Genomic DNA, 19,944 nt, shown 5'->3' on the forward strand with positions numbered 1-19,944 from the left:
TTGGCTGCGTTGCTCTGATGTTTAAGCAGTATGACGTCGCAGCATTCTGACACGCGCTTTCCGGCGTCCAGTCCCACACGCCAACGTGTTGGGCTGGTGCTGGGCGGGGCCGCCTTTATTCTCTTTCTGCTGTTGCCACCACCTGAAGGCTTAAGTCCCGCCGGCTGGCGGGCCGCTGCTGTCGCCGCCTTGATGGCCCTGTGGTGGATTACCGAAGCCATCCCGGTTTATGCCACCGGCTTGTTGCCGCTGGCCCTGTTTCCGCTGCTGGGCGTGGTCGATATCGACACCGCCGCCGCACCCTATGCCAATCCGCTGATCTTTCTGTTCATGGGCGGCTTCATGATTGCCCTGGCCATGCAGCGCTGGGGTCTGCACACCCGCATCGCCTTGTCATTGCTGTCGTTCACCGGCACCCGCGCGCGCAATCTCATCGGCGGCTTTATGCTGGCGACGGCGTTGTTGTCCATGTGGGTCAGCAACACCGCCACCACCATGATGATGCTGCCCATCGCCATATCGGTGTTGGCGCTGCTGCATTCCGACGCGGGCGAAGAGAGCACGTTGCCCGGCTTTAACACGGCGTTGGTGTTGGCGATCGCCTATGCCGCCAACATCGGTGGTTTGGCGACCCTCATCGGCACGCCCCCCAACGCGCTGCTGGCGGCTTATTTTGATCAGACCTACGGCGTCACGATTGGCTTCGCAGAATGGATGGCCGTCGGCTTGCCGCTCAGCATCGTCCTGTTGGTTTTGGCCTGGCTCCTGCTGACCCGTTTTCTCTATCCCATTCCCAACACCACCGTTGAAGGGGCGGAGGCGATTTTGGCCAAAGCCAAAGGCGCGCTCGGCCCCCTCAGTCGCGGCGAGTTGGTGGTCGCCATCGGCTTCGGCACGGCGGCATTTCTCTGGGTGTTCCGGCCTCTGCTCAGCGACCTCCTGCCGTGGCTGAAACTCAGTGATGCGGGCATCGCCATGACCGTGGCCCTGGCGTTGTTTTTGGTGCCCAGCGGGCAGACCACCACCAAGGGCGGCGCCGATGGCGTGCTCAACTGGGAGTGGGCCAGTAAGCTCCCCTGGGGCGTGTTGTTGCTGTTTGGTGGTGGCCTCAGTCTCGCCGCAGCAGCAGGGGAATCCGGTTTGTCCTTATGGATCGGCAACGGCATGGCCGCCTGGGGCGGGTTGCCGACGCTGGTCTTGCTGCTGGCTGTGGTCACGGTTGTGATCTTCCTCACCGAAGTGACCTCCAACACCGCCACCACGGCCACCCTGCTGCCGCTGCTGGCGGCCGCCGCCATTGCCATCGGCGAGAATCCGTTGCTGCTGTGTATTCCGGCTGCCCTGGCCGCCAGTTGCGCGTTCATGTTGCCCCCGGCGACGCCGCCCAATGCCATCGTGTTCGGGTCCGGCCACGTCACCATTCCGCAAATGGCCCGTGCCGGTATCTGGCTCAACATCGTCAGTATTTTTGTACTGGTGGCGGTGTCCTACCTGCTGGCCGCGCCGCTGTTTGATATCATCCCAGGTGTGCTGCCGGACTGGGCCACGCCCTAACGCACAGTACCAGCTAGCGGTATGATTATTTTGGCAAAGCCGGAACTTTGAGCAGATCTGCCAACGCGGGATGCGGAAACTTTCGCCGCACAGTCACCGCGTAAAATGGTTCAAGAATGTTCAGGTCAAACGCCGCTGTGGCCAGCAGACCACTGGCAATTTCATCGGCCAGCACAACGGCTGGGGCAATGGCCAGCCCCACATTCTCCCGCGCCAGCAGCCGGACCATCGCCATGTCATCCACATCTGCGGCAATCCGCGGCGCGACGCCCAATTGAGTCACCAGGTTCTGAAAACCGGTGCGGATGGCACTTTCCGTTGGCAGAATCAGGGGTTCATTTTCCAACAGGGCTTTCAGCGACGGATGAATGAGGCGTTCAGGTCTGCCGTGAAGGCCCACAATCTGCTCAGCTATTCTTTGGGCCGCAAAGTCCGACGTCGGATCAGCGTGCGGAAGTTCTGTTGTCAGAACCACGTCTAGCGCCAGCGATTTTAACTCACCCAACAGCAGTTTCGTGTTGCCGGATTTGAGCACGATGTCGCATTGGGTGTCCGTCAGAATAGGCCGGAGAAACCCCAGCTGGAAATTCCGCGATAAGGTCGACAACGCGCCCACCCGGAGCGGCGGCATGGCCGTACTGCTTTGCGCCAAGGTCGCCAACAGCTCTTCCCCGGCGCCAAAAATCTGATCCGCATGGTCGAGGGCAATCCGGCCAACTTCCGTCAGCGCCAGGGTCCGGCCTATACGGTCGAACAGTTGATGCCCCAGGCGCTCTTCCAGCTGACGAATCTGGATCGACAGCGCCGACTGCGACACATTCAAGCGCTGGGCCGCCCGTCCCAGATGGCCCTCCCGCGCGACCTCGCGGAAATAGCGCAGATGATGATAGTTCAGCGTATCCATTGTTCTCTTTACATTGTTCTTTTTAATAGAACAATTAATCAATAAAGATATATTTTATTTTAGTATCGTGCCGCTGTACTTACCCTCCGCAGGCCAACAGGAGGACTCATGACATGGACATCATTTTCGAGATTGCGACCACAATGCTGGGTCAATTGCAGAAACCCACGTTAGCTTTTCTTATCGGTGGGATGCTGCTGGCGGCGCTCGGCAGCAAGTTCGAGGTGCCAGAGCCCGTTTACAAATTCATTGTGATTGTTCTGCTTCTGAAGGTCGGGCTCGGGGCCGGCATTTCTGTCCGTAACGCCGATCTGATGGCCTTGCTGGTGCCAGCACTCGGCGCGGCGGTTGTGGGCGTGGTGATTGTTTTTTTGGGCAGCAAAAGCATCGCCCGCTGGCGGGGTGTTTCACACGTTGATGGCCTGGCGACCGCCGGACTGTTTGGCGCTGTGTCGGCGTCGACGCTGGCGGCGGGCATGGCCATCCTCGACGATGAAGGCATTTTTTACGAAGGCTTTATTGGTGCGCTTTATCCGTTCATGGATATCGCGGCGTTGGTTACCGCCATCGTGTTGGCGAAACTCAGTGTCGCACGGCAGGCAAGCGTTGCTCACGCACACCAGGCAGAAAGCAACATACACGCTGATGGCTCTGCCGCGCTGACCATGACGCCGTCTGGCATGGGGCCATCTAACATGGACTCGTCCAGCATGGCACCAGGACCCAAGACGTCACGGTCGTCTCTTAAAGCGCAGGTACAAGTCAGCGGTGTTGATGGTGATCTGGTGCGCGGAATTCTTGTCGACACCTTTCGCAGCCCGGCCATTTCTGCCCTGCTGCTGGGGTTGGCCATCGGCATCCTGGGGCAACCGGACTCCGTCTACAAAAGCTTTTACGAGCCGCTGTTCCGGGGCTTGTTATCCATTCTCATGCTGATCATGGGCATGGAAGCCTGGGCGCGATTGTCAGAGCTTCGGAAGGTGGCGCACGCCTATATTCTGTATGGTCTAGCCGCGCCCTTTGTGCATGGCTTGCTGGGCTTCGGCGCGGGCATGATTGCTCATGAACTCACAGGCTTCTCTGCCGGTGGCGTGGTTTTGCTGGCGGTGATGGCGAGCTCCAGTTCAGACATCTCAGGCCCGCCCACCATGCGCGGCGCAGTGCCAGAGGCCAACCCGTCGGCCTACGTTGGCACCTCAACCGGGCTGGGGACTCCCGTGGCGATCCTGAGTATTCCGCTGTATGTGGCGCTGGCTCAAGCCCTGATCGGCGGATAAGGCGTGGCCCTAAACGCTTGGGTCAGAGGCTCTAAGTTCGAAAACGCTTACTGCGGGGCGGTGTGTCCAACGTCATGTTGCGATGGGCCGCCCCGTTGTTTGATATTGTGCCCGGTATGTTGTCGGACTGGGCCACACAATAACCGCGACTCCTTAAAGCCCGGTCTTTGATAAACCACAGACCTCGTTTTTCGGGTAACATTCAGGTCTGGATTTATCTTCGGGAGCAGGTCGGGTATGAGCGCAAAAGTCGATTTTGGAAAATCCGCAGACGACTACCGTAAGCATCGCGCCGGCTTTCCACCCGAACTGATTGAGCGCCTGAAAGCCTTCGGGTTGGGCCTCCCGGCACAACAGGTTTTAGACCTCGGCACTGGCACCGGCACGTTGGCCCGGCAGTTTGCCCTGGCGGGGTGCGAGGTCAAAGCCCTGGACATCTCCCAGGCGATGATGGCCCAGGCGCAAGCCCTCGACCGCGAAAGCGATGTGTCCGTCGCCTACCACGTTGGCCACGCAGAAGACCTTCCGTTTGGTGACGAAACGTTCGACCTGATCATTGCCGGACAATGTTGGCATTGGTTCAAGGGGGACGCGGCGGCGCAGTCCGCGCGGGCGCATCTCAAACCCACAGGCGCATTGGTCATCTGTCACTTCGATTGGATCCCGCTCGACGATAATGTTGTCGCCGCAACGGAAGCGTTGATTTTAAAACACAATCCCGATTGGGCGTTTGCCAATGGCGTCGGCATGTATCCGGCGTGGCTGGCTGATGTTGCGCGCGCGGGGTTTAAACACCGCGAAACATTCTCCTTCGACCTTGATGTGCCCTACAGTCCCGATGACTGGGTGGGGCGCATCAGGGCGAGTGCAGGCGTTGGCGCCAGCCTACCGCCGGAGAAGGTGAAGACTTTTGATGCCGAGCTTAGACACGTGCTGGCAGAGCGGTTTCCCGAAAAGGTCCTCGCCGTGCCCCACCGCGTCTGGAGCCTTGTTGCGCGACTGTCGTAATGTCTTTTATGTATGTGGAGTCGACGACTCAGTCGGCCCCTCTAACTCTTATCAATGTTCGGCTCCGGGGATCCGAAGTCGCGCGCCGCATTGGTGTTGCGCGCCATCACGCTGTACACCCGGTCGACCATGGCTTTGCGCTCGGCCGCCCAGGTGGCTTTTTCCTCTTCGGTCGGCTCATATTGCTCAATCATCTCGGTGGTGACCTTGCCGTGTTTGGTGAGCAGGGTTTCCATAATTTTCACCCGCTGCTGGCCGGTCCACATTTCACCGCCCAGGGCGATCACCATATGAATCAGGTTGTCGATATGCGGATGCCCCAACAGCACCATGTTGTCGGAATCGTGTTTGATGAAGTCCGTTTCCGCACCCAGGCGTTCGCCGTTATTTGAATCTGCCATGTTGTGTTCCTCCGCGCTTACGCTTTTGTGGCCATCAGGTTCGGTCGACCGCGACCAGACCCGGTGTTGTAGTTCATGGCGCTTGGGCCTTCTTTGTTGACCACCATGCCCGCGTTGGTCAGATCGGCGGCCAGGTCATAGTCCATGTGTTGCAGCGCCCAGGGCTCGCCATTCCAGCGGTGATCCCACCAGCGGCGGAACTTGCCGTAAGCATCTTTGGGCGGGGAGAACGAGGTGTAGAAATCCACCGGATAATACACCCCGCCGCCACGCAGAATGCGCGACACTTCCTGCATGATCTTGGTGTTCACCTCATTGGGGATTTCATGCAGGATGATGTACGAGACAATCAAATCAAAGTGGCCGTCGGGGAAGCCCGTGTCTTCGGCCAGGGCCTGGCGGTAGTTCACATTCACGCCGCGGTCGACACCACGCATATGGGCGTAATGCACCATCGGCCCGCCGACATCGATGCCCCACACTTCCGCGTCGGGGAAGCGTTGCTTTAACGCGCCGGTCATTTGGCCTGCACTGCACCCCAGTTCCAGAATGCGGCGCACTTTGCCGTCCTGTGGCAATGGCGCGGCAGCGGCTACACCCACCTGGTTTTCATCATTTTTGTTGTGACCCAGGAAGAAGTTGATCAGCCCATGCTCGTAAATGTACCCGGCCAGCGGATCACCCACATAGCCCCCAGGCTGAATGTGAATTTCGTGCTTGGCATACTCGGGAATATGCATGGTGGGGTTCAGCTCGAGACTGCCGGGCCCTAAACGCTCGGCGGCTTTGAGTTCTGAGAGATAGCGGTCCGGGTCGCGGTAAAACAGATCGCGCACGCCCGCCCAGGTCAGCTGCTGATTGCTCAACCACACCCGCGCGCTGGCCATTACCGTGGGGTCGTTCTCGACCATGGCAATGACCTCATCCATGGGCAGTTCGTCGTAAGGGCCGTGGCCACGTTCCTCTAACAGTTCCTTCACCCGGTCGCGGGCGGCCTGGGTCAATCCGCCGCGTCCGCCTTGGGCAAAGGCACGGATGTCGGTCAGAAATTCCTGATTGCTCTGCACGTCCAGGCTGGGCAGGCGGGGGTAAGATCCTTCACGCCCGCGCGGCGCATCAATGCTGAACCCGCCAGATTTAGCGGTTGCGGCTTTTGCGCGCGCCGGTGTGAGGGCTGCGGCGGCGGCGGTCATAACAGCGGCACCCCCGGTTAACAAGGTACGACGATCCATGGTGTTTCTCTCCCTCATCGTTCGTGTGCAGATAGTCTTAAAACAATAACATGAGGGAAAGTCTGACATAAGACCCCGCCCGCCGCCAATTGTTATCGGCGATGATCTGCCTCTCTGTTCCCCTGCCGAAACGCCAATTCTTCAGTCGTCATGTCCGGCGAGTGGGGGCATCAGTTGCCCAACCGTTCCAGTTCCAGCTTTGCCCCTTGATATTCAATCAGGTCTGGCGAACCTGCGGTCACGGCCGCCTCAAAACTGCGGCGGGCGAGGTCCATCTGTTGATCGGCCAGGGCCAGTTGCCCCAGCACAAAATGGGTTTCGGTGAGGCGGGCGTTTGCGAGGTCTGCCTCACGCGCGGCTTCGCGCAGCACCACGTCGATGGTCACCTGACCTTCCAGGCCATCAATCAACGCCCCCGGCCAGACCGTGGGGTCGAGACCTCGGGTCATCTCGCCCAACATGGTGGCGGCATCAGGTTGATTCGCCCGTTTGGCAGCCACAAAACGCCAGATCGCATCTGCTGGCCTGGGGGTGGTCAAGGCATCGAGATCGGTAAGAGCGGCGGCAAAATCACCCACCAGAACGTAGGTTTGCGCGCGACGGCGTTGCGCCAGAGTCAGGTCTGGCTCGCTGTCCAAAGCGACCGAAAAATCCTCAATCGCCTCACTGGGGCGTCCGAGGGCCAAACGGGCCAATCCCCGGTTGAGGCGGGTGTCTGCATCGGCGGGGAACCGTGTCAGCACGGCCGAGAAGTCATCGTCGGCCCCGGCGTATTTTTGTTGAGCAAAGCGGGCGCTGCCCCGGAACAGACTGACGCGTTCGTTGGTCTCTGCGCTTTCCAAGACAGCCGTAAAATCCGCCTCTGCCGCTGCCGGGGTGGTGTTAAACAGGTGCGCGACGCCGCGGGATTCTCGGGCTTCCAGATCGTCGGGCCGGGCGGCCAGCACCACATCATAATCAGCGATCGCGGCCTCGAAGTTTTTCAGCTGGCCGTGGGCGGCGGCGCGGATCATGCGGATTTCCAGGTTGTCCGGATTGGCCTCCAGCAAGGCACTGAACGCGGCGACCGCTTGGGCCGGTTGTCCGGACCGTAAGCGTGCCGTGCCCAACAGGCTGAGGCTTGCCCGGTCGGTTGGGTCCAGTTGAACCGCTTGCTCCAACTCGTCGATGGCGGCGCGGGCGTCCCCGTTGCGCAGGAAGGTCCGGCCCCGCACCCGGTAAGGGCCGGGGTCATCGGGTTTCAAGCGGCGCACTTCGCCCAGGTCCAGCATGGCCAGATCGGTTTCGCCGAGATCAAGCAAGATTTCCGCGCGCAACAAATAAGCGTCGGTTTGGCCCGGGTCGCCGCCAATCAGAATATCCAGGTCATCGAGGGCGGTGTCTGCCAGGCCCGAGAAAAACAACAGCCGGGCGCGGGTCAGCCGGGCCTGGGAGTCCAGTCCGCCCATCCGTTCGGCGGCGTCGAGATCCGCCAGCGCGCCGTCGAAATCGCGTGCGGCGCGGCGCAGGTCGGCCCTGGCCAGATACGCCCGGTTGCGCAGCGCCTCGGTCAGCGCCTCATCCGCAATGGCCGCGGTACAGGCGGTGAGACGTTCAGCAGGCGTTTTGGTCCCGGTAAAGCAATCCATGGGCGCTGCCGCGGCAGACCCAGAGGCGATGCCGAGACCCAGCGCACAGAGAAAGGAGAGAGACAGCCGTGACATCACTCACACATAAGCGACCTGTCTGGCATTTACCATGGAGGAACATGGATGAGCATGGCCGAGCATGGACGAGCGTTTAACCACGGCTTGGTGAACGTTAACCCCTCAAAAAAAACCGCAGAAATCTAACGTTTTTGGGCGTGCATGGGCTCGTTTCACTCACCCTTAAGTCCTTGAAAACAAAACAAAAGCATGGTCGTGCATGGGCTCGTTCCACGAGCGAGCCCTATTGTAAAAAATCTCGTCCCGAGGTCGAGCCCGTTTTTTCAGATGCTGATCCCTGTTTTGCGCCTAATGCGCCTCGGCCCAGGTGGCCCCAGAGCCCGCATCAACCACCAGAGGCACATCCAGGTGCGCCGCATTTTCCATCACGTGCTCGACCAGCGCTTTGGTCTCCTCGACTTCCGCATCGGGCACTTCAAAGATCAATTCATCGTGAACCTGAAGCAGCATTTTTGCATTCAGTCCGGCCCGCTTTAAGGCCATCGGCAACCGGATCATCGCCCGCTTGATGATGTCTGCGGCACCGCCTTGAATCGGCGCATTGATTGCGGCGCGTTCGGCAAAGCCGCGCACATTCGGGTTGCGATCGCCGATGCCCGGCGTCTGGCAGCGGCGGCCAAACAGCGTCGTCACATAGCCCTGAGATTTAGCCAGGGCCTTGGTCTCATCCATGTAGGTTTTGATCTCGGGAAACTGCTCGAAATAGGCGTCGATAAATTCCTTGGCTTCGCCGCGCGGGATCGACAACTGCCGCGCCAGCCCGAAGGCCGAGATGCCATAAATGATGCCGAAGTTGATGGCCTTGGCGCGACGTCTGATGGCCGGGTCCATGCCCGCCACTGGCACGCCAAACATCTTAGACGCTGTGGCGGCGTGAATGTCTTCGCCGTTCTTAAAGGCATCTTTCAGGGCTTTGATGTCGGCCACATGGGCCACCAGCCTCAGCTCGATCTGACTGTAATCCGCCGACACCAGGGTCATGCCTTTTTCGGCCACAAAGGCGGTGCGAATTTTGCGCCCGTCTTCGGTGCGAATGGGAATGTTCTGCAGGTTCGGGTCATTAGAACTGAGGCGTCCGGTCGCGGCCACCGTCTGAGAATAAGACGTATGCACGCGGCCTGTATCCGGGTTGATCTGGTTTTGCAGGGCGTCCGTGTAAGTGCTTTTCAGCTTGGTCACCTGACGCCAGTCCAGCACTTTTACAGGTAAATCGTGACCTTGTGCGGCGAGGTCTTCAAGCACATCAGCACCGGTGGCCCAGGCGCCGCTTTTTCCGGTTTTCTTGCCGCCGGGCAGGGACATTTCATCGAACAGAATTTCGCCCAGCTGTTTCGGTGATCCGACGTTGAAGTCCCGGCCGGCAAGTTTGTGAATTTCTTCTTCCAGGCTGGCGGCCCGCGAGGCGAAGTCTTGGCTCATGTGTTTCAGAACAGCCGCATCCGCCTTGATGCCCGCTGCTTCCATGTTCGCCAAAATGGGAATCAGCGGGCGGTCCAGCCGCTCATAGACGGTGGTCAGCCGGTCCTCGACCAGGCGCGGCTTGAGGATGTTTTGCAGACGTAGTGTGATATCAGCGTCTTCGGCGGCGTAGTCGGTTGCAATATCCAGGGGCACTCGATCAAAGGTGATCTGGTTTTTGCCTTTGCCGCACACATCCGAGAATTTGATTGTGGTGTGACCCAAATGAAGATTGGCCAATTCATCCATGCCATGCCCGTGGGCCGAGCCATCCAGCACGTAAGATAACACCATGGTGTCATCTACCGGCGTAACGCCCGTGCCGTGGCGGCGCAGCACGTGCATGTCGTATTTGATGTTTTGCCCGACCTTTAAAACACCTGGGCTTTCCAGCAAGGGCTTCAGCTTGGCGATGGCGACGTCCATTGGGATTTGTTTGGGCGCGTCTTTCGGGGCGTCGGAATCGCCAAGATCAAACGTGCCCTGATCGCCGCTGCCGGTATGCCCCAGGGGGATGTAGCAGCCACCGCCGGGCGCGACTGACAAAGATATCCCGACCAGATTGGCGCGGAAGGCATCTAACGAGTCTGTTTCCGTATCAACCGCAATAATGCCAGATTTGAATCCTCTGGCGATCCAGGCGTCGAGCGCAGCTTCATCTTGGACCAACTCATAGCTTGCGTCTTTCACGGCAGCGGCTTGCAGGGCCGGGCTTTCAACGGCGTCGCCGCCGCCCAGTTCAGCGCCCAATTCCGTTGCGACTTTGGTCACCAGACTGCGGAAGCCCTGGTCTTTCAGCCAGCCGAGAATCACGCTGGGTTCGGGGGCTTGCCAGAAGAAATTATCCAGCGTCGTCGTTACGGGGACGTCGTTCTTGAGCGTCACCAGTTCTTTTGAGAGGCGCGCTTGGTCGGCAAATTCAATCAGGTTTTCACGGCGCTTGTGTTGCTTAATTTCGCCGGCGCGCGCCAGCAGCGTTTCAAGATCGCCGTATTCATTGAGCAACAGGGCGGCGGTCTTGACGCCAATGCCGGGCACGCCGGGCACGTTATCGGCGGAGTCACCGGCCAGCGCTTGCACGTCGATCACCTTGTCCGGCGACACCCCAAATTTCTCCATCACCTGCTCAGGCCCGATGATCTTCTGCTTCATGGGATCGAGCATTTCGATGTCATCGTCGACCAGTTGCATCAGGTCTTTATCGGCAGAGACGACAGTGACTTTCAGTCCTTCGGCTTTGCCGAGGCGGGCATACGTCGCAATCAGGTCATCCGCCTCAAAGCCTTGCATCTCAACGCTGGCGACGTTGAACGCACGGGTGGCATCGCGAATCAAATCAAACTGGGGCAGCAGGTCTTCCGGGGTTTCGTCGCGGTTGGCTTTGTAATCTGCGTAAATCTCGTTGCGAAAAGTGATCCGTCCCGCGTCGAAAATAACGGCAATCAGCTCGGTCTCGGTTTTATCCAATAGATCATCCATCAGCTTCATCAGCATGTTGGAAAATCCATAGACCGCATTGACCGGCACGCCGTCCGAGCGGGTCATCGGCGGCAAGGCGTGATAGGCACGAAAGATGTAACCCGACCCGTCGATCAGAATCAGCCGGTCAGCCTTTGCAGACAGGGCCACTGCGGCTTACTCAGAGGTGGCGTTAGACGCCGTTTTGAGGGCGAAGCGCTTGCCGCAGTAGGGACAATCGATATGGCCCACCTCTGGCTTGATATTCAAATACACGCGGGGATGACCCAAGGTGCCACCGCCGCCATCGCAGTCCACATCTGTGCGCTCAACGTCTACTGTTTCAACCGGTTCTGCCATGGTCTTATCCGCTTGGTTCAAGGGTGAATGTGATGTCCCTTTCTATGACCTGCTCCACCGTGTGAAGCAACCCCGTTGGTGGTCAAAAGCGACCCCGTTGACCCGACCACAGGCGGAGTGATACCCAACGCACATCGTGCCAAGTCGTCCAGGCTGGGCTTATTCACTTTACATTAGAACGCTGGCTAAGGTCGCCTTTCATCCATGCCTGATAACGACCCTTCTCACCAAACTGCCGCCGCTTCCACGTCAGTTCTGCCCGACCTGGCTGTTTCCATCAACGGTTTGTCTAAAACCTATGCCAGTCAGAATGGTGGCCCGGAAAAGAAAGCGCTGAGTAATATCGATCTGGACGTACCTCGGGGGTCGTTCTTTGGCCTTCTCGGACCCAATGGGGCCGGCAAGTCGACCATGATCAACATTATGGCGGGTCTTGTGAGAAAGACCTCCGGATCTGTTCGGCTCTGGGATTTTGATATTGATACCCAGGAACGCCGGGCGCGTTGTGCCATCGGAGTCGTGCCGCAGGAGCTTAATCTCGATCCATTTTTCACGCCCCGTGAAACCCTGGAAGTGCAGGCCGGGCTCTATGGTGTGCCGAAATCTGAGCGTCATACGATGGAGATTCTCGAGACGGTGGGACTGGCCGATAAGGCTGATTCTTACTCGCGCACTCTATCGGGGGGGATGCGTCGTCGCCTGTTGATCGCCAAAGCCATGGTTCACAGCCCGCCCATTTTGGTGCTCGATGAACCGACTGCCGGGGTTGATGTCGAACTGCGGCAAACCCTGTGGAAAGCCATCCGCGCCATGAATGACCGCGGCACGACGATTCTGCTGACCACTCACTATCTCGAGGAAGCGGAAGAGCTGTGTGATCGCATCGCCATTATCAATCACGGTCAGGTCGTGGCCTGCGACACCACAGATGCGTTGCTCAAGCAACTCGATAACAAAACAGTTCTGTTGCTGTTGTCGAAGCCATTGGCTGAGATTCCAGACGCGTTGGCGAGATTTGAACCCCGGATGCCGACCCCAAATCAAATCGAAATCACTTACCGGCCATCCTCCACCGCCATGCTCGAAATCCTTCAGACGGCGCAAAGCCTCAACTTGCCGATCGCTGATATTGTCACCGAGGAAGTCGATCTGGAAGATATTTTCCTGCAATTGACAAGTTCCGGGTCCGCCGCGCTGTGAGGGCGTTCGCCGCTGTCGCACTATGTGTTCTGATCGCGGGCTGCGCCCCCCAAATCGCACCGCCCGGGACACGGCTTTCGGCGCCGTCGCTGTCTGAGGATGTGTTCATTACGGCAGACGGTTTGCAGCTGCCGGTCCGCCGCTGGCTTCCCGCGCAACCACCCCACGGCGTGGTTTTGGCGGTGCATGGCTTCAATGACTACAGCAAGTCTTTTGATAAGGTTCCCGATGCGCCGGGGGTCGGTCCGACACTCGCAGATAAGGGGTATGCTGTCTTTGCTTACGATCAGCGGGGGTTTGGCCGTTCGCCAAATGCCGGATACTGGCCGGGTGGAAATCAACTCGCGAATGACTTTAAGGCTTTCGTCGGCGTCCTCAGCCAAACCTATCCAGAGGTTCCGGTTTATGCGATCGGCGTTAGCATGGGCGGCGCGGTTGTGATCTCGGCGTTGACCTCGGACATCCCGCCGCCGTTGCGTGCTGTTGTGTTGGTGGCCCCTGCCGTCTGGGGGCGTGAAGCCATGCCGCTACTCTATACGGCGACCTTGTGGCTCGGCGCCCATACTATGCCGTGGGCCAAGCCCTCCGGGCGAAGCTTGGGCCGTTTGGCCAGCGATAATATTGAAATGCTGCGCGATGCCAGCCGTGATCCGCTGTTCATCAAAGACACCCGGATCGACAGCATTTATGGCCTGACAAACCTGATGGATCAGGCTCTGGCAAACGTTGGGAATATGACGGTGCCAACCTTGTATATTTATGGCGCAAATGACGAGATTATTCCAAAAAATGCGACGGAAAAGGCGATCACCCGCTTTCTCAATGATCAGCCGGAGCGCCGTTTTGGGTTTTACGAAAACGGCTGGCATATGATGTTGCGAGATTTACAGGCAGAGACAGTTTTGTCTGACGTGGCGAGCTTTTTCGCGGATCCTGACCAGCCGTTGCCCTCGGGCGCAGATCTTGAGCCTCTTTCGCGCTTTAATGCTGCACAGTGAGATCGTTATAGGAGAGCGTGTTTGCCAGCCTTTACCGTGTTCGGTGATGGACAGAGATTAGAGCTTTGTCTATGTTCCGGCCTCTCGCGCGCCCGTAGCTCAGCTGGATAGAGTACCAGATTCCGAATCTGGGGGTCACAGGTTCGAATCCTGTCGGGCGCGCCACTTTTTCTTCAAAAGCAGCCGCCCTATCATAAATTTAGTTCGAATGCTTTTCGAACGGGCGCGCCACTTTTTCTTCAAAAGCAGCCGCCCCACTCACCAGCGCGTCATTAATATAGTATCGTCTTGTTAAGTAATTAGCGTATTGGCTTGCCCGGGTCCCTTTGGGTCCTTACTTTAGCAACCATAATGAAGTGCCAATGTTCAATACTGGAGATTCTTAGACATGCGTTCATCTGTGATTGTTCTTGCCGCGACCTTTTTAGCCACAACAGCGTGCGCGCAAGCCGAGGACTGGCCCCGCACCGAGTCTGCCCCGGAAGCCAGAGCTTACATTATTTCTCCCTCAAATGGGGAAGTGGTCTCCAGCCCAGTTAAAGTAAAGTTTGGGTTGTCTGGGATGGGCGTTGCGCCAGCCGGCATTGAGTATCCGGACACAGGTCACCACCATCTTCTGATCAACAGAACGATCGAAATTAAAAGTGAGCCGTTGCCCTCAGGGGATGCTGACCTGCTGCACTTTGGCGGCGGACAAACCGAGGCGGTGATTGAGCTGGAGCCCGGCGAGTATACCCTTCAGATGATTCTCGGCGATCAAGATCATGTTCCACATGATCCACCGGTTATGTCTGAAAAAGTGACAATCACGGTCAAGTAACGTCTTTGGCCTGTTGCGGCTGGTGTGCGCCGGTCGATTTGATGGTTGTGACCGCGAACGATACAAATTCGGCGTGCAACCCAGTTTGCTTGCGCCTTTTAGGCTTTGCGTATAGGGTTTGGCGTAGTAAATGGTCGTTATAAAAGGCCGGATCAGTTTAACCGTATGGGGGCGTTCGGTAGATCGATTAAGGTCATACCGAAGCGGGGACGGGAAAGCGCATGAGCGTATTATATAAGGCGCTTCAGAAAGCAGCTAAAGAGAACGAAGAGCAGGCGGCTGTTCATGGCACAGATGCGGATGCTGCTGCGGTTGGGGCTTTTGATCCCGAACGCTTGGCAGGTTCAGGCGCAATTTCTTCAGGGCGCTCTAGTGGCGTAAACTGGCGTGTTGCTGGTGCAGCTTCTGCTGTGGTTTTGGCCGTTGTCCTCGTAGCAGTCTTCTTCTTATTCGACTCAGACCAACCAGCTTCTGTTCAAGTCGCGCAACAACCTGTTGCCCCCGCTCCTCAGATTGCGAATGATGCGCCTGAATCAAATTCTGTCGCTTCTCAATCGGAAATCAGTGCTTCTCAAGCGCAAACTGACGCGGTCGGTTTAGAAGCTTCGGATACGCCACCAGTTACTCAATCGGATGCTCAATCGGGCACAGAATCTAACAATGTCGCTGCTGTTGTGCCAGCACCTGTTGCAACGGCACCCGTTGCCCCAGAAGCCGTTGCCCCAGAAGCCGTTACCCCTGCAGCGCCAGTCGCAGCCGCAGCTGTTGTCGCCACGCAAGCTCCTGTGGCGGCTTCCGTCGGTGTTGCACAAGTACAGGCTCCTATTGCGCTGGTTCCTGCTGCTCCCGTTCAAGGTTCTGCCCCACCAGCTCCCGCTCAAACGCCGCCCACTCAGTCTGATCCCATGCCAAGGCTCGGCCCGGATTCTCCGGCGCGCGTCTTGAGTCCGCCCATTTCAATTCGCCGGGCCGATGCTGAATTCGCTGGGGCCGGTGATCTGGTTCAGGTTCGTGAAGTTTCGCAATCTGCGCAGGAAAATGTAACGGCTGGCTATAACGCTTTGGTCCGCGGTGATGTTGGGTCTGCTCTTGAGCTTTACACCCAAGCCCTGTCCACAGAGCCAACAAGTGTGATGGCCCAGTTGGGCCGCAGCGCCTCTTTGCAAAGGCTTGGCCGTCTTGAAGAAGCGCGCGCTGGTTATGAGACGGTGTTACGCATCGACCCGAGTAACCGCGAGGCGCTAACAAACCTGACAACGATTTACAGCACCCGCGCGCCCAATGAAGCGCTCAGCCGGTTGTTGGATCTTGAGCGGGAATACCCCAATTTCAGCCCGGTAAAAGCCCAGATTGGCTTGCTCTATGCGCGTATGGGATCAAACCCCCAGGCTCTGGCGTATCTCCGTGAAGCCGCGTCAATGGCGCCGGCGACGGTCATGTACCAATACAATCTGGCGGTCTTGCTTGACCGCTTGGGTCGTGCGGAGCAAGCCGTGGTGTCGTACGAGCGGGTGCTCGCCGGTATTCTCAATGGTGGTGTTGCGAGTGATCTCTCGCGGGCTAGCATTGAGCGCCGTGTGCGTTATCTGAAAACCTTGTAACGCACGCCGTCCGGAACGGCTGATGCCTTATCTTGCGCATTTTGGGTTACGGGAACATCCTTTCACCCTGACACCAAACACCAACCAATACTTCCCGATCGACAAACATGTGGAGATCATCCAGTCGATCCAATTTGGCATTGCCCGGAACACGGGCATCCTGAAAGTTGTTGGGGACGTCGGCACTGGCAAAACAATGCTGTGCCGCCTTTTGTTGCGCAAGCTGGTGGGATCCAACGATGCCGTGGCGTACTTAAACGCACCACAATGTGATCCAGAAAGCTTGGTTGGTTTGGTTTGTGCGGAGTTTGGCCTGGAGGCAGGGACACGCACGCAGATGCTCCAGGATTTAAACACGTTTCTCCTTGAGCAACATGCCATTGGCCGCAACGCTGTTCTCATTATCGACGAAGCGCAAGCCTTGGGCGCTGAGGGATTAGAGACAATTCGGCTGTTGTCTAACATTGAAACCGAGCGGCACAAGTTGCTGCAGATCGTGATGTTTGGTCAAAGCGAGCTTGATGACTTGCTCAGCCAACCCAACCTCCGTCAGATCATCCAGCGGATCGGGTTTTCCTTCAATACCGGCCCGCTGACGATGGATGAGGCGGTGCACTATATGACGCATCGGCTGGCGGCGAGCCGTTTGGACGGTATTGAGTTCCCTGTTTTTGACGAAGGGGCGGTGCGATTATTGGCCGCGAGTGCTCAATTTGTGCCGCGGGTCATAAATATTCTGGCGGATAAGGCGTTGCTGGTGGCCTATGGCGAGGGGGCCATTCAGGTCACGGAAAAGCACGCCGCTGCTGCGATTGATGATTCTCCGCAGATCGCCCGGCCTATCAGATTTAACCGGAGTACCGCGCGTCGCGTTCTTGTTGGGGTGATCGCATTGGAGGCTGCCGCCGTGGTGGCATTGTTTGTCCTCAGCCCAACCTTGCAGTTTTGGGCAAAAGACACCCTTGGCAAGGCGGTGTCTGTGATTTCCGGCGCACCGCCTCAATCGTCCACAGACCCCGAGCGTTGATTGCCAGAGGCAGATTTTATTGACCTGGCGCGTGGCCCGATTGGTCTGACATTTGTCGCCCTGTTAGGCTTGGTCTGCGGGAGTTTTGTGACCGCGTTGTCCTACAGGCTGCCCCGCGGCGAGAATTTTGTCAGCGGCAGATCGGCCTGTCCGAGCTGCAAGACGGTTCTTACCGCCCGCGATCTCTTCCCTGTGGTGTCCTGGCTGGTGTCCCGGGGGCGGTGCCGGCACTGTCATGCCAAAGTCTCTGGGCGTTACCCTCTTATTGAAGTGACGTGTGGTGTCTTGTTTCTCGCGGCTGTCTTGTCGGCTGAAGCCTCAGGTGAGGCGCGGATTTTGGTGTTATGGGGGCTTGCAATCGGCTTGCTGTCCTTGACTGTCACCGATTTTGAGTTTCAGCGTTTGCCTAATGGCCTGGTTTTGTTTGTGTTTGGCTTGAGTTGGGCTTTGGCATGGTTGGATGGCCGCACGCCGGCTGATGTTGGGCTATCAATCATTTTGGCCGTTGCGACGGGTGTGGCGTTACGAGTGTTAGGTCAGATTGTTGAAAAAAAGCCTGGGCTGGGCTGGGGTGATATCAAGCTGCTGGTTGCGGTGTCTGTGGCGTTATCACTTGAAACCTTGCCGTATTTTCTGATCATCACGGCTGCGGTCTCTTTGGTTCTGGCGGCCTGGTATGTCTGGAGACGTGGTGAGACTCAGATTCCCTTTGGCCCGGCTTTATGCGTTGGGGCCTTCGCGACATTCTTGTGACGCGAAACGGGTTGGAAAAGCTGGTAAAAAGCGCAATCAGTCTGTTGTCGCCTGGGAGCCATTTCTGATAGCATAGTGATGGGAAAAGCCTTAAAGCTTGACGGGTCTGAGTTTTAGACACGTTAATCTTAAGGTTACGAAGTTTTGTTCTGCCTAATAAAGTGGCGCTTTTTGACCACATGTCAGAACAATTGGGGAAGGGGATGCCCAAAATGGAATTGAGAACTGATCTTTTGCCGGTTAAAGGCAAGGCTGTCCGGGCCCTCTTGCTCGGAACGGCGGCAATGCTGGTCGCCTCTTGCTCAGAGTATACGGATTACGATCCCTCTGCTGGACTGCAAAAAGAAGATTACGAGCAACTCCTGAACCGCCGTTCGCCAGAACAGGGCGCGCAGATGGAAGAGCCGCCCATCCCCGATTTCCAACCTGTATTGGCGGCGCCCTCCGCGCCTGAACTTGCCGACGTGCGCCGGGTCTCCATTTCGGTGACAGATTCAACGCCATTGCGCGACATCCTCATTGAGTTGGCCCGCAAGGCTGGCGTTGATTTGGAAATGGACCCGCGCATCTCAGGCGGCATAATTTACACGGCCACAGACCGCCCCTTTGTTGAGGTTATTGAACGGATCGCCGAGTTGGGTGAACTGAGGTATCAGTTCCGCAACAACAGCCTGAAGGTCGAGCTGGATGAGCCGTATATTTCATATTATCGGCTTGATTACCCGGATTTGACCCGCACCGCCTCCAGCACCAGCCAAACCACAACAGATGTCAGCAACGCCATTCAGGGTGCTGGCGGTGGCAGTGGCACAAGCCAATCTGACGTGAGCGTCTCGTCTTCTTCAAACTCTGATTTCTGGTCCTCGGTGGGTGAGGGTATTGAGCAAATTCTTAGTGCGACAAACACAGAAGTACGCTCTAACGCTGACGCTCGCGATCAGTCTTTTACGCCCTCCACCACCGCAGCGGATGCTGAAGATGAGGACAGCGGCAGCGATACCCAGTCTCTTGTTGAAGGCGCGACCGGGGTAGAGGGATTAGAGAATCCTTTATTGGCGGATCGCGGCTCAAGTGGTGTTGGGGCCCGCTCGATCGGTCAGCCGACCCAGGGCGCAAATATTCGCAGTGCGTTTTTCTCCGTCAATCAGCAAGCTGGCATTGTCACGGTGTTTGCCAGCCAAAAACAGCAAAAGTTAATTGCAGACTACATTGACCGCTTGCGCCGCTCGGTTCTGGCTCAAGTTCTGATTGAAGCCAAAATCGTGGAAGTCACGCTATCTGATCAGTTCCGCACGGGCGTGGATTGGTCGTCTTTTGGTGGTGTCGATCCCTTATCTGGCAATGCTGCCCAGGGGCCGTGGGCTGGTGACAATCAATCTCTTGATCTTACCTCCAACTTTTCCAGAAACGTGGCGACCGATTCCTTTCCAGACCCAACCATTGGCTTGATCTGGAACAACACCGACCTTGACCTCAATGTGGCGGTGTCTCTGATTAACGCCTTTGGCACAACACGCACGTTGTCGAGCCCCCGCGTCACCGTTGTGAACAATCAGACGGCCTTGCTCAAAGTCGCTGAGAACGAAGTGTTCTTTGAAATTAACGTTGAGTTTCAACCGGCGACAGATACCTCTGCGTCTGTGACAACTTTCGATAGTCAGGTGCAGACTGTCCCTGTGGGAATTGTGATGGCGGTGCAACCGGCCATTGATCCGGATGGACAGCGCATATCGATGAGCATGCGGCCCTCGATTACGCGGTTGGTGCGTCGTATCGAAGATCCGGGCGTGCAACTTCAACTGGCTCAAATTAACGCACAAAACGGGACCAATCTGGCTGTGTCTTCAGCCATTCCGGTCATTGAGACTCGTGAGGTCGACTCCATCGTCACGATGGAATCCGGCCAGGTCGTGGTGATGGGGGGGCTGATGCAAGAGATTGCTATCAATTCTCGCGAAGGTGCGCCCGGGCTGATGGATGTGCCGCTTCTGGGCCGTGCGTTTGGTCAAGACGTACGTGAGACAGAAGTTGTTGAGCTGGTGATTTTCCTGCGGGCCACCATTGTTGGGGATCGCGATACCGTTCATGATGAAGATATTCGCCTCTACAACAAGTTTGCGCCTGATCCACGTCCGCTCGTCTTTTAAGGGTAAGGGACAAAGATTAAAGGACGCGATCTGGTTCAGC

Annotated in this window: 16 protein-coding genes and 1 tRNA gene; 11 read left to right on the forward strand and 6 right to left on the reverse strand. The window is 57.5% G+C overall.

The genetic code is table 11. The annotated features are described in order from the left end of the window. Window positions 1–30: 30 nt before the first annotated feature. A complete protein-coding gene (locus RIC29_13510; GenBank protein ID MEQ8735937.1) occupies window positions 31–1,554 on the forward strand; it encodes an SLC13 family permease in 1,524 nt (507 codons plus the stop codon). 25 nt (window positions 1,555–1,579) lie between these two features. On the opposite strand, the gene RIC29_13515 is transcribed toward RIC29_13510, so the two are convergent. Beyond that, window positions 1,580–2,458 (reverse strand): LysR family transcriptional regulator, encoded by an 879-nt coding sequence (locus RIC29_13515; protein ID MEQ8735938.1) that lies wholly within the window; start codon window positions 2,456–2,458, stop codon window positions 1,580–1,582. A 113-nt stretch (window positions 2,459–2,571) separates the two neighbouring features. Here RIC29_13515 and RIC29_13520 point away from each other — a divergent pair, with 113 nt between their 5' ends. Then, entirely contained in the window at window positions 2,572–3,735 is a 1,164-nt protein-coding gene (locus tag RIC29_13520; GenBank protein ID MEQ8735939.1) for a sodium-dependent bicarbonate transport family permease, read from the forward strand. A 237-nt stretch (window positions 3,736–3,972) separates the two neighbouring features. Then, a complete protein-coding gene (locus RIC29_13525; protein ID MEQ8735940.1) occupies window positions 3,973–4,743 on the forward strand; it encodes a class I SAM-dependent methyltransferase in 771 nt (256 codons plus the stop codon). A 41-nt stretch (window positions 4,744–4,784) separates the two neighbouring features. Here RIC29_13525 and RIC29_13530 read toward each other — a convergent pair whose 3' ends face one another. The 5 genes from RIC29_13530 to RIC29_13550 all read right to left on the reverse strand — a co-directional run bounded on the left by RIC29_13530 (window position 4,785) and on the right by RIC29_13550 (window position 11,358). Continuing rightward, window positions 4,785–5,144: a hypothetical protein gene (locus RIC29_13530; protein MEQ8735941.1), complete on the reverse strand. Its 360-nt coding sequence runs from the start codon at window positions 5,142–5,144 to the stop codon at window positions 4,785–4,787. A 17-nt stretch (window positions 5,145–5,161) separates the two neighbouring features. After that, complete coding sequence (locus tag RIC29_13535) at window positions 5,162–6,376, reverse strand: class I SAM-dependent methyltransferase (protein MEQ8735942.1); 1,215 nt, start codon at window positions 6,374–6,376, stop codon at window positions 5,162–5,164. A gap of 170 nt (window positions 6,377–6,546) precedes the next feature. Next, entirely contained in the window at window positions 6,547–8,079 is a 1,533-nt protein-coding gene (locus tag RIC29_13540; protein MEQ8735943.1) for a tetratricopeptide repeat protein, read from the reverse strand. Between the two features lie 291 nt (window positions 8,080–8,370). Beyond that, window positions 8,371–11,169: a DNA polymerase I gene (gene polA, locus RIC29_13545; GenBank protein ID MEQ8735944.1), complete on the reverse strand. Its 2,799-nt coding sequence runs from the start codon at window positions 11,167–11,169 to the stop codon at window positions 8,371–8,373. A gap of 6 nt (window positions 11,170–11,175) precedes the next feature. Further along, window positions 11,176–11,358 (reverse strand): zinc-finger domain-containing protein, encoded by a 183-nt coding sequence (locus RIC29_13550; GenBank protein MEQ8735945.1) that lies wholly within the window; start codon window positions 11,356–11,358, stop codon window positions 11,176–11,178. 204 nt (window positions 11,359–11,562) lie between these two features. Here RIC29_13550 and RIC29_13555 point away from each other — a divergent pair, with 204 nt between their 5' ends. From RIC29_13555 to RIC29_13590, 8 genes are all read left to right on the forward strand, one after another. Then, on the forward strand, window positions 11,563–12,558 hold the full coding sequence (locus tag RIC29_13555) for an ABC transporter ATP-binding protein (GenBank protein ID MEQ8735946.1): 996 nt from the start codon (window positions 11,563–11,565) through the stop codon (window positions 12,556–12,558). After that, the gene (locus RIC29_13560; GenBank protein ID MEQ8735947.1) at window positions 12,555–13,556 is read left to right on the forward strand and encodes an alpha/beta hydrolase; all 1,002 of its coding nucleotides are present in this window, start codon (window positions 12,555–12,557) and stop codon (window positions 13,554–13,556) included. The genes RIC29_13555 and RIC29_13560 overlap by 4 nt, the downstream gene beginning before the upstream one ends. A gap of 88 nt (window positions 13,557–13,644) precedes the next feature. Then, window positions 13,645–13,721 (forward strand) — tRNA-Arg (locus tag RIC29_13565). Window positions 13,722–13,944: 223 nt separating this feature from the next. Next, window positions 13,945–14,376 (forward strand): DUF4399 domain-containing protein, encoded by a 432-nt coding sequence (locus tag RIC29_13570; GenBank protein ID MEQ8735948.1) that lies wholly within the window; start codon window positions 13,945–13,947, stop codon window positions 14,374–14,376. A gap of 221 nt (window positions 14,377–14,597) precedes the next feature. Further along, window positions 14,598–15,977, forward strand: a complete 1,380-nt coding sequence (locus RIC29_13575; GenBank protein MEQ8735949.1) for a tetratricopeptide repeat protein — start codon at window positions 14,598–14,600, stop codon at window positions 15,975–15,977. A gap of 22 nt (window positions 15,978–15,999) precedes the next feature. Beyond that, window positions 16,000–17,004, forward strand: a complete 1,005-nt coding sequence (locus tag RIC29_13580) for an AAA family ATPase (protein MEQ8735950.1) — start codon at window positions 16,000–16,002, stop codon at window positions 17,002–17,004. Continuing rightward, window positions 17,005–17,757, forward strand: coding sequence for a prepilin peptidase (locus RIC29_13585; protein MEQ8735951.1), 753 nt, complete (start codon window positions 17,005–17,007; stop codon window positions 17,755–17,757). A 212-nt stretch (window positions 17,758–17,969) separates the two neighbouring features. After that, complete coding sequence (locus RIC29_13590) at window positions 17,970–19,904, forward strand: hypothetical protein (GenBank protein MEQ8735952.1); 1,935 nt, start codon at window positions 17,970–17,972, stop codon at window positions 19,902–19,904. Window positions 19,905–19,944: the final 40 nt, after the last annotated feature.

This window comes from Rhodospirillaceae bacterium, assembly GCA_040219235.1.
Lineage (GTDB): Bacteria > Pseudomonadota > Alphaproteobacteria > Rhodospirillales > Rhodospirillaceae > WLXB01.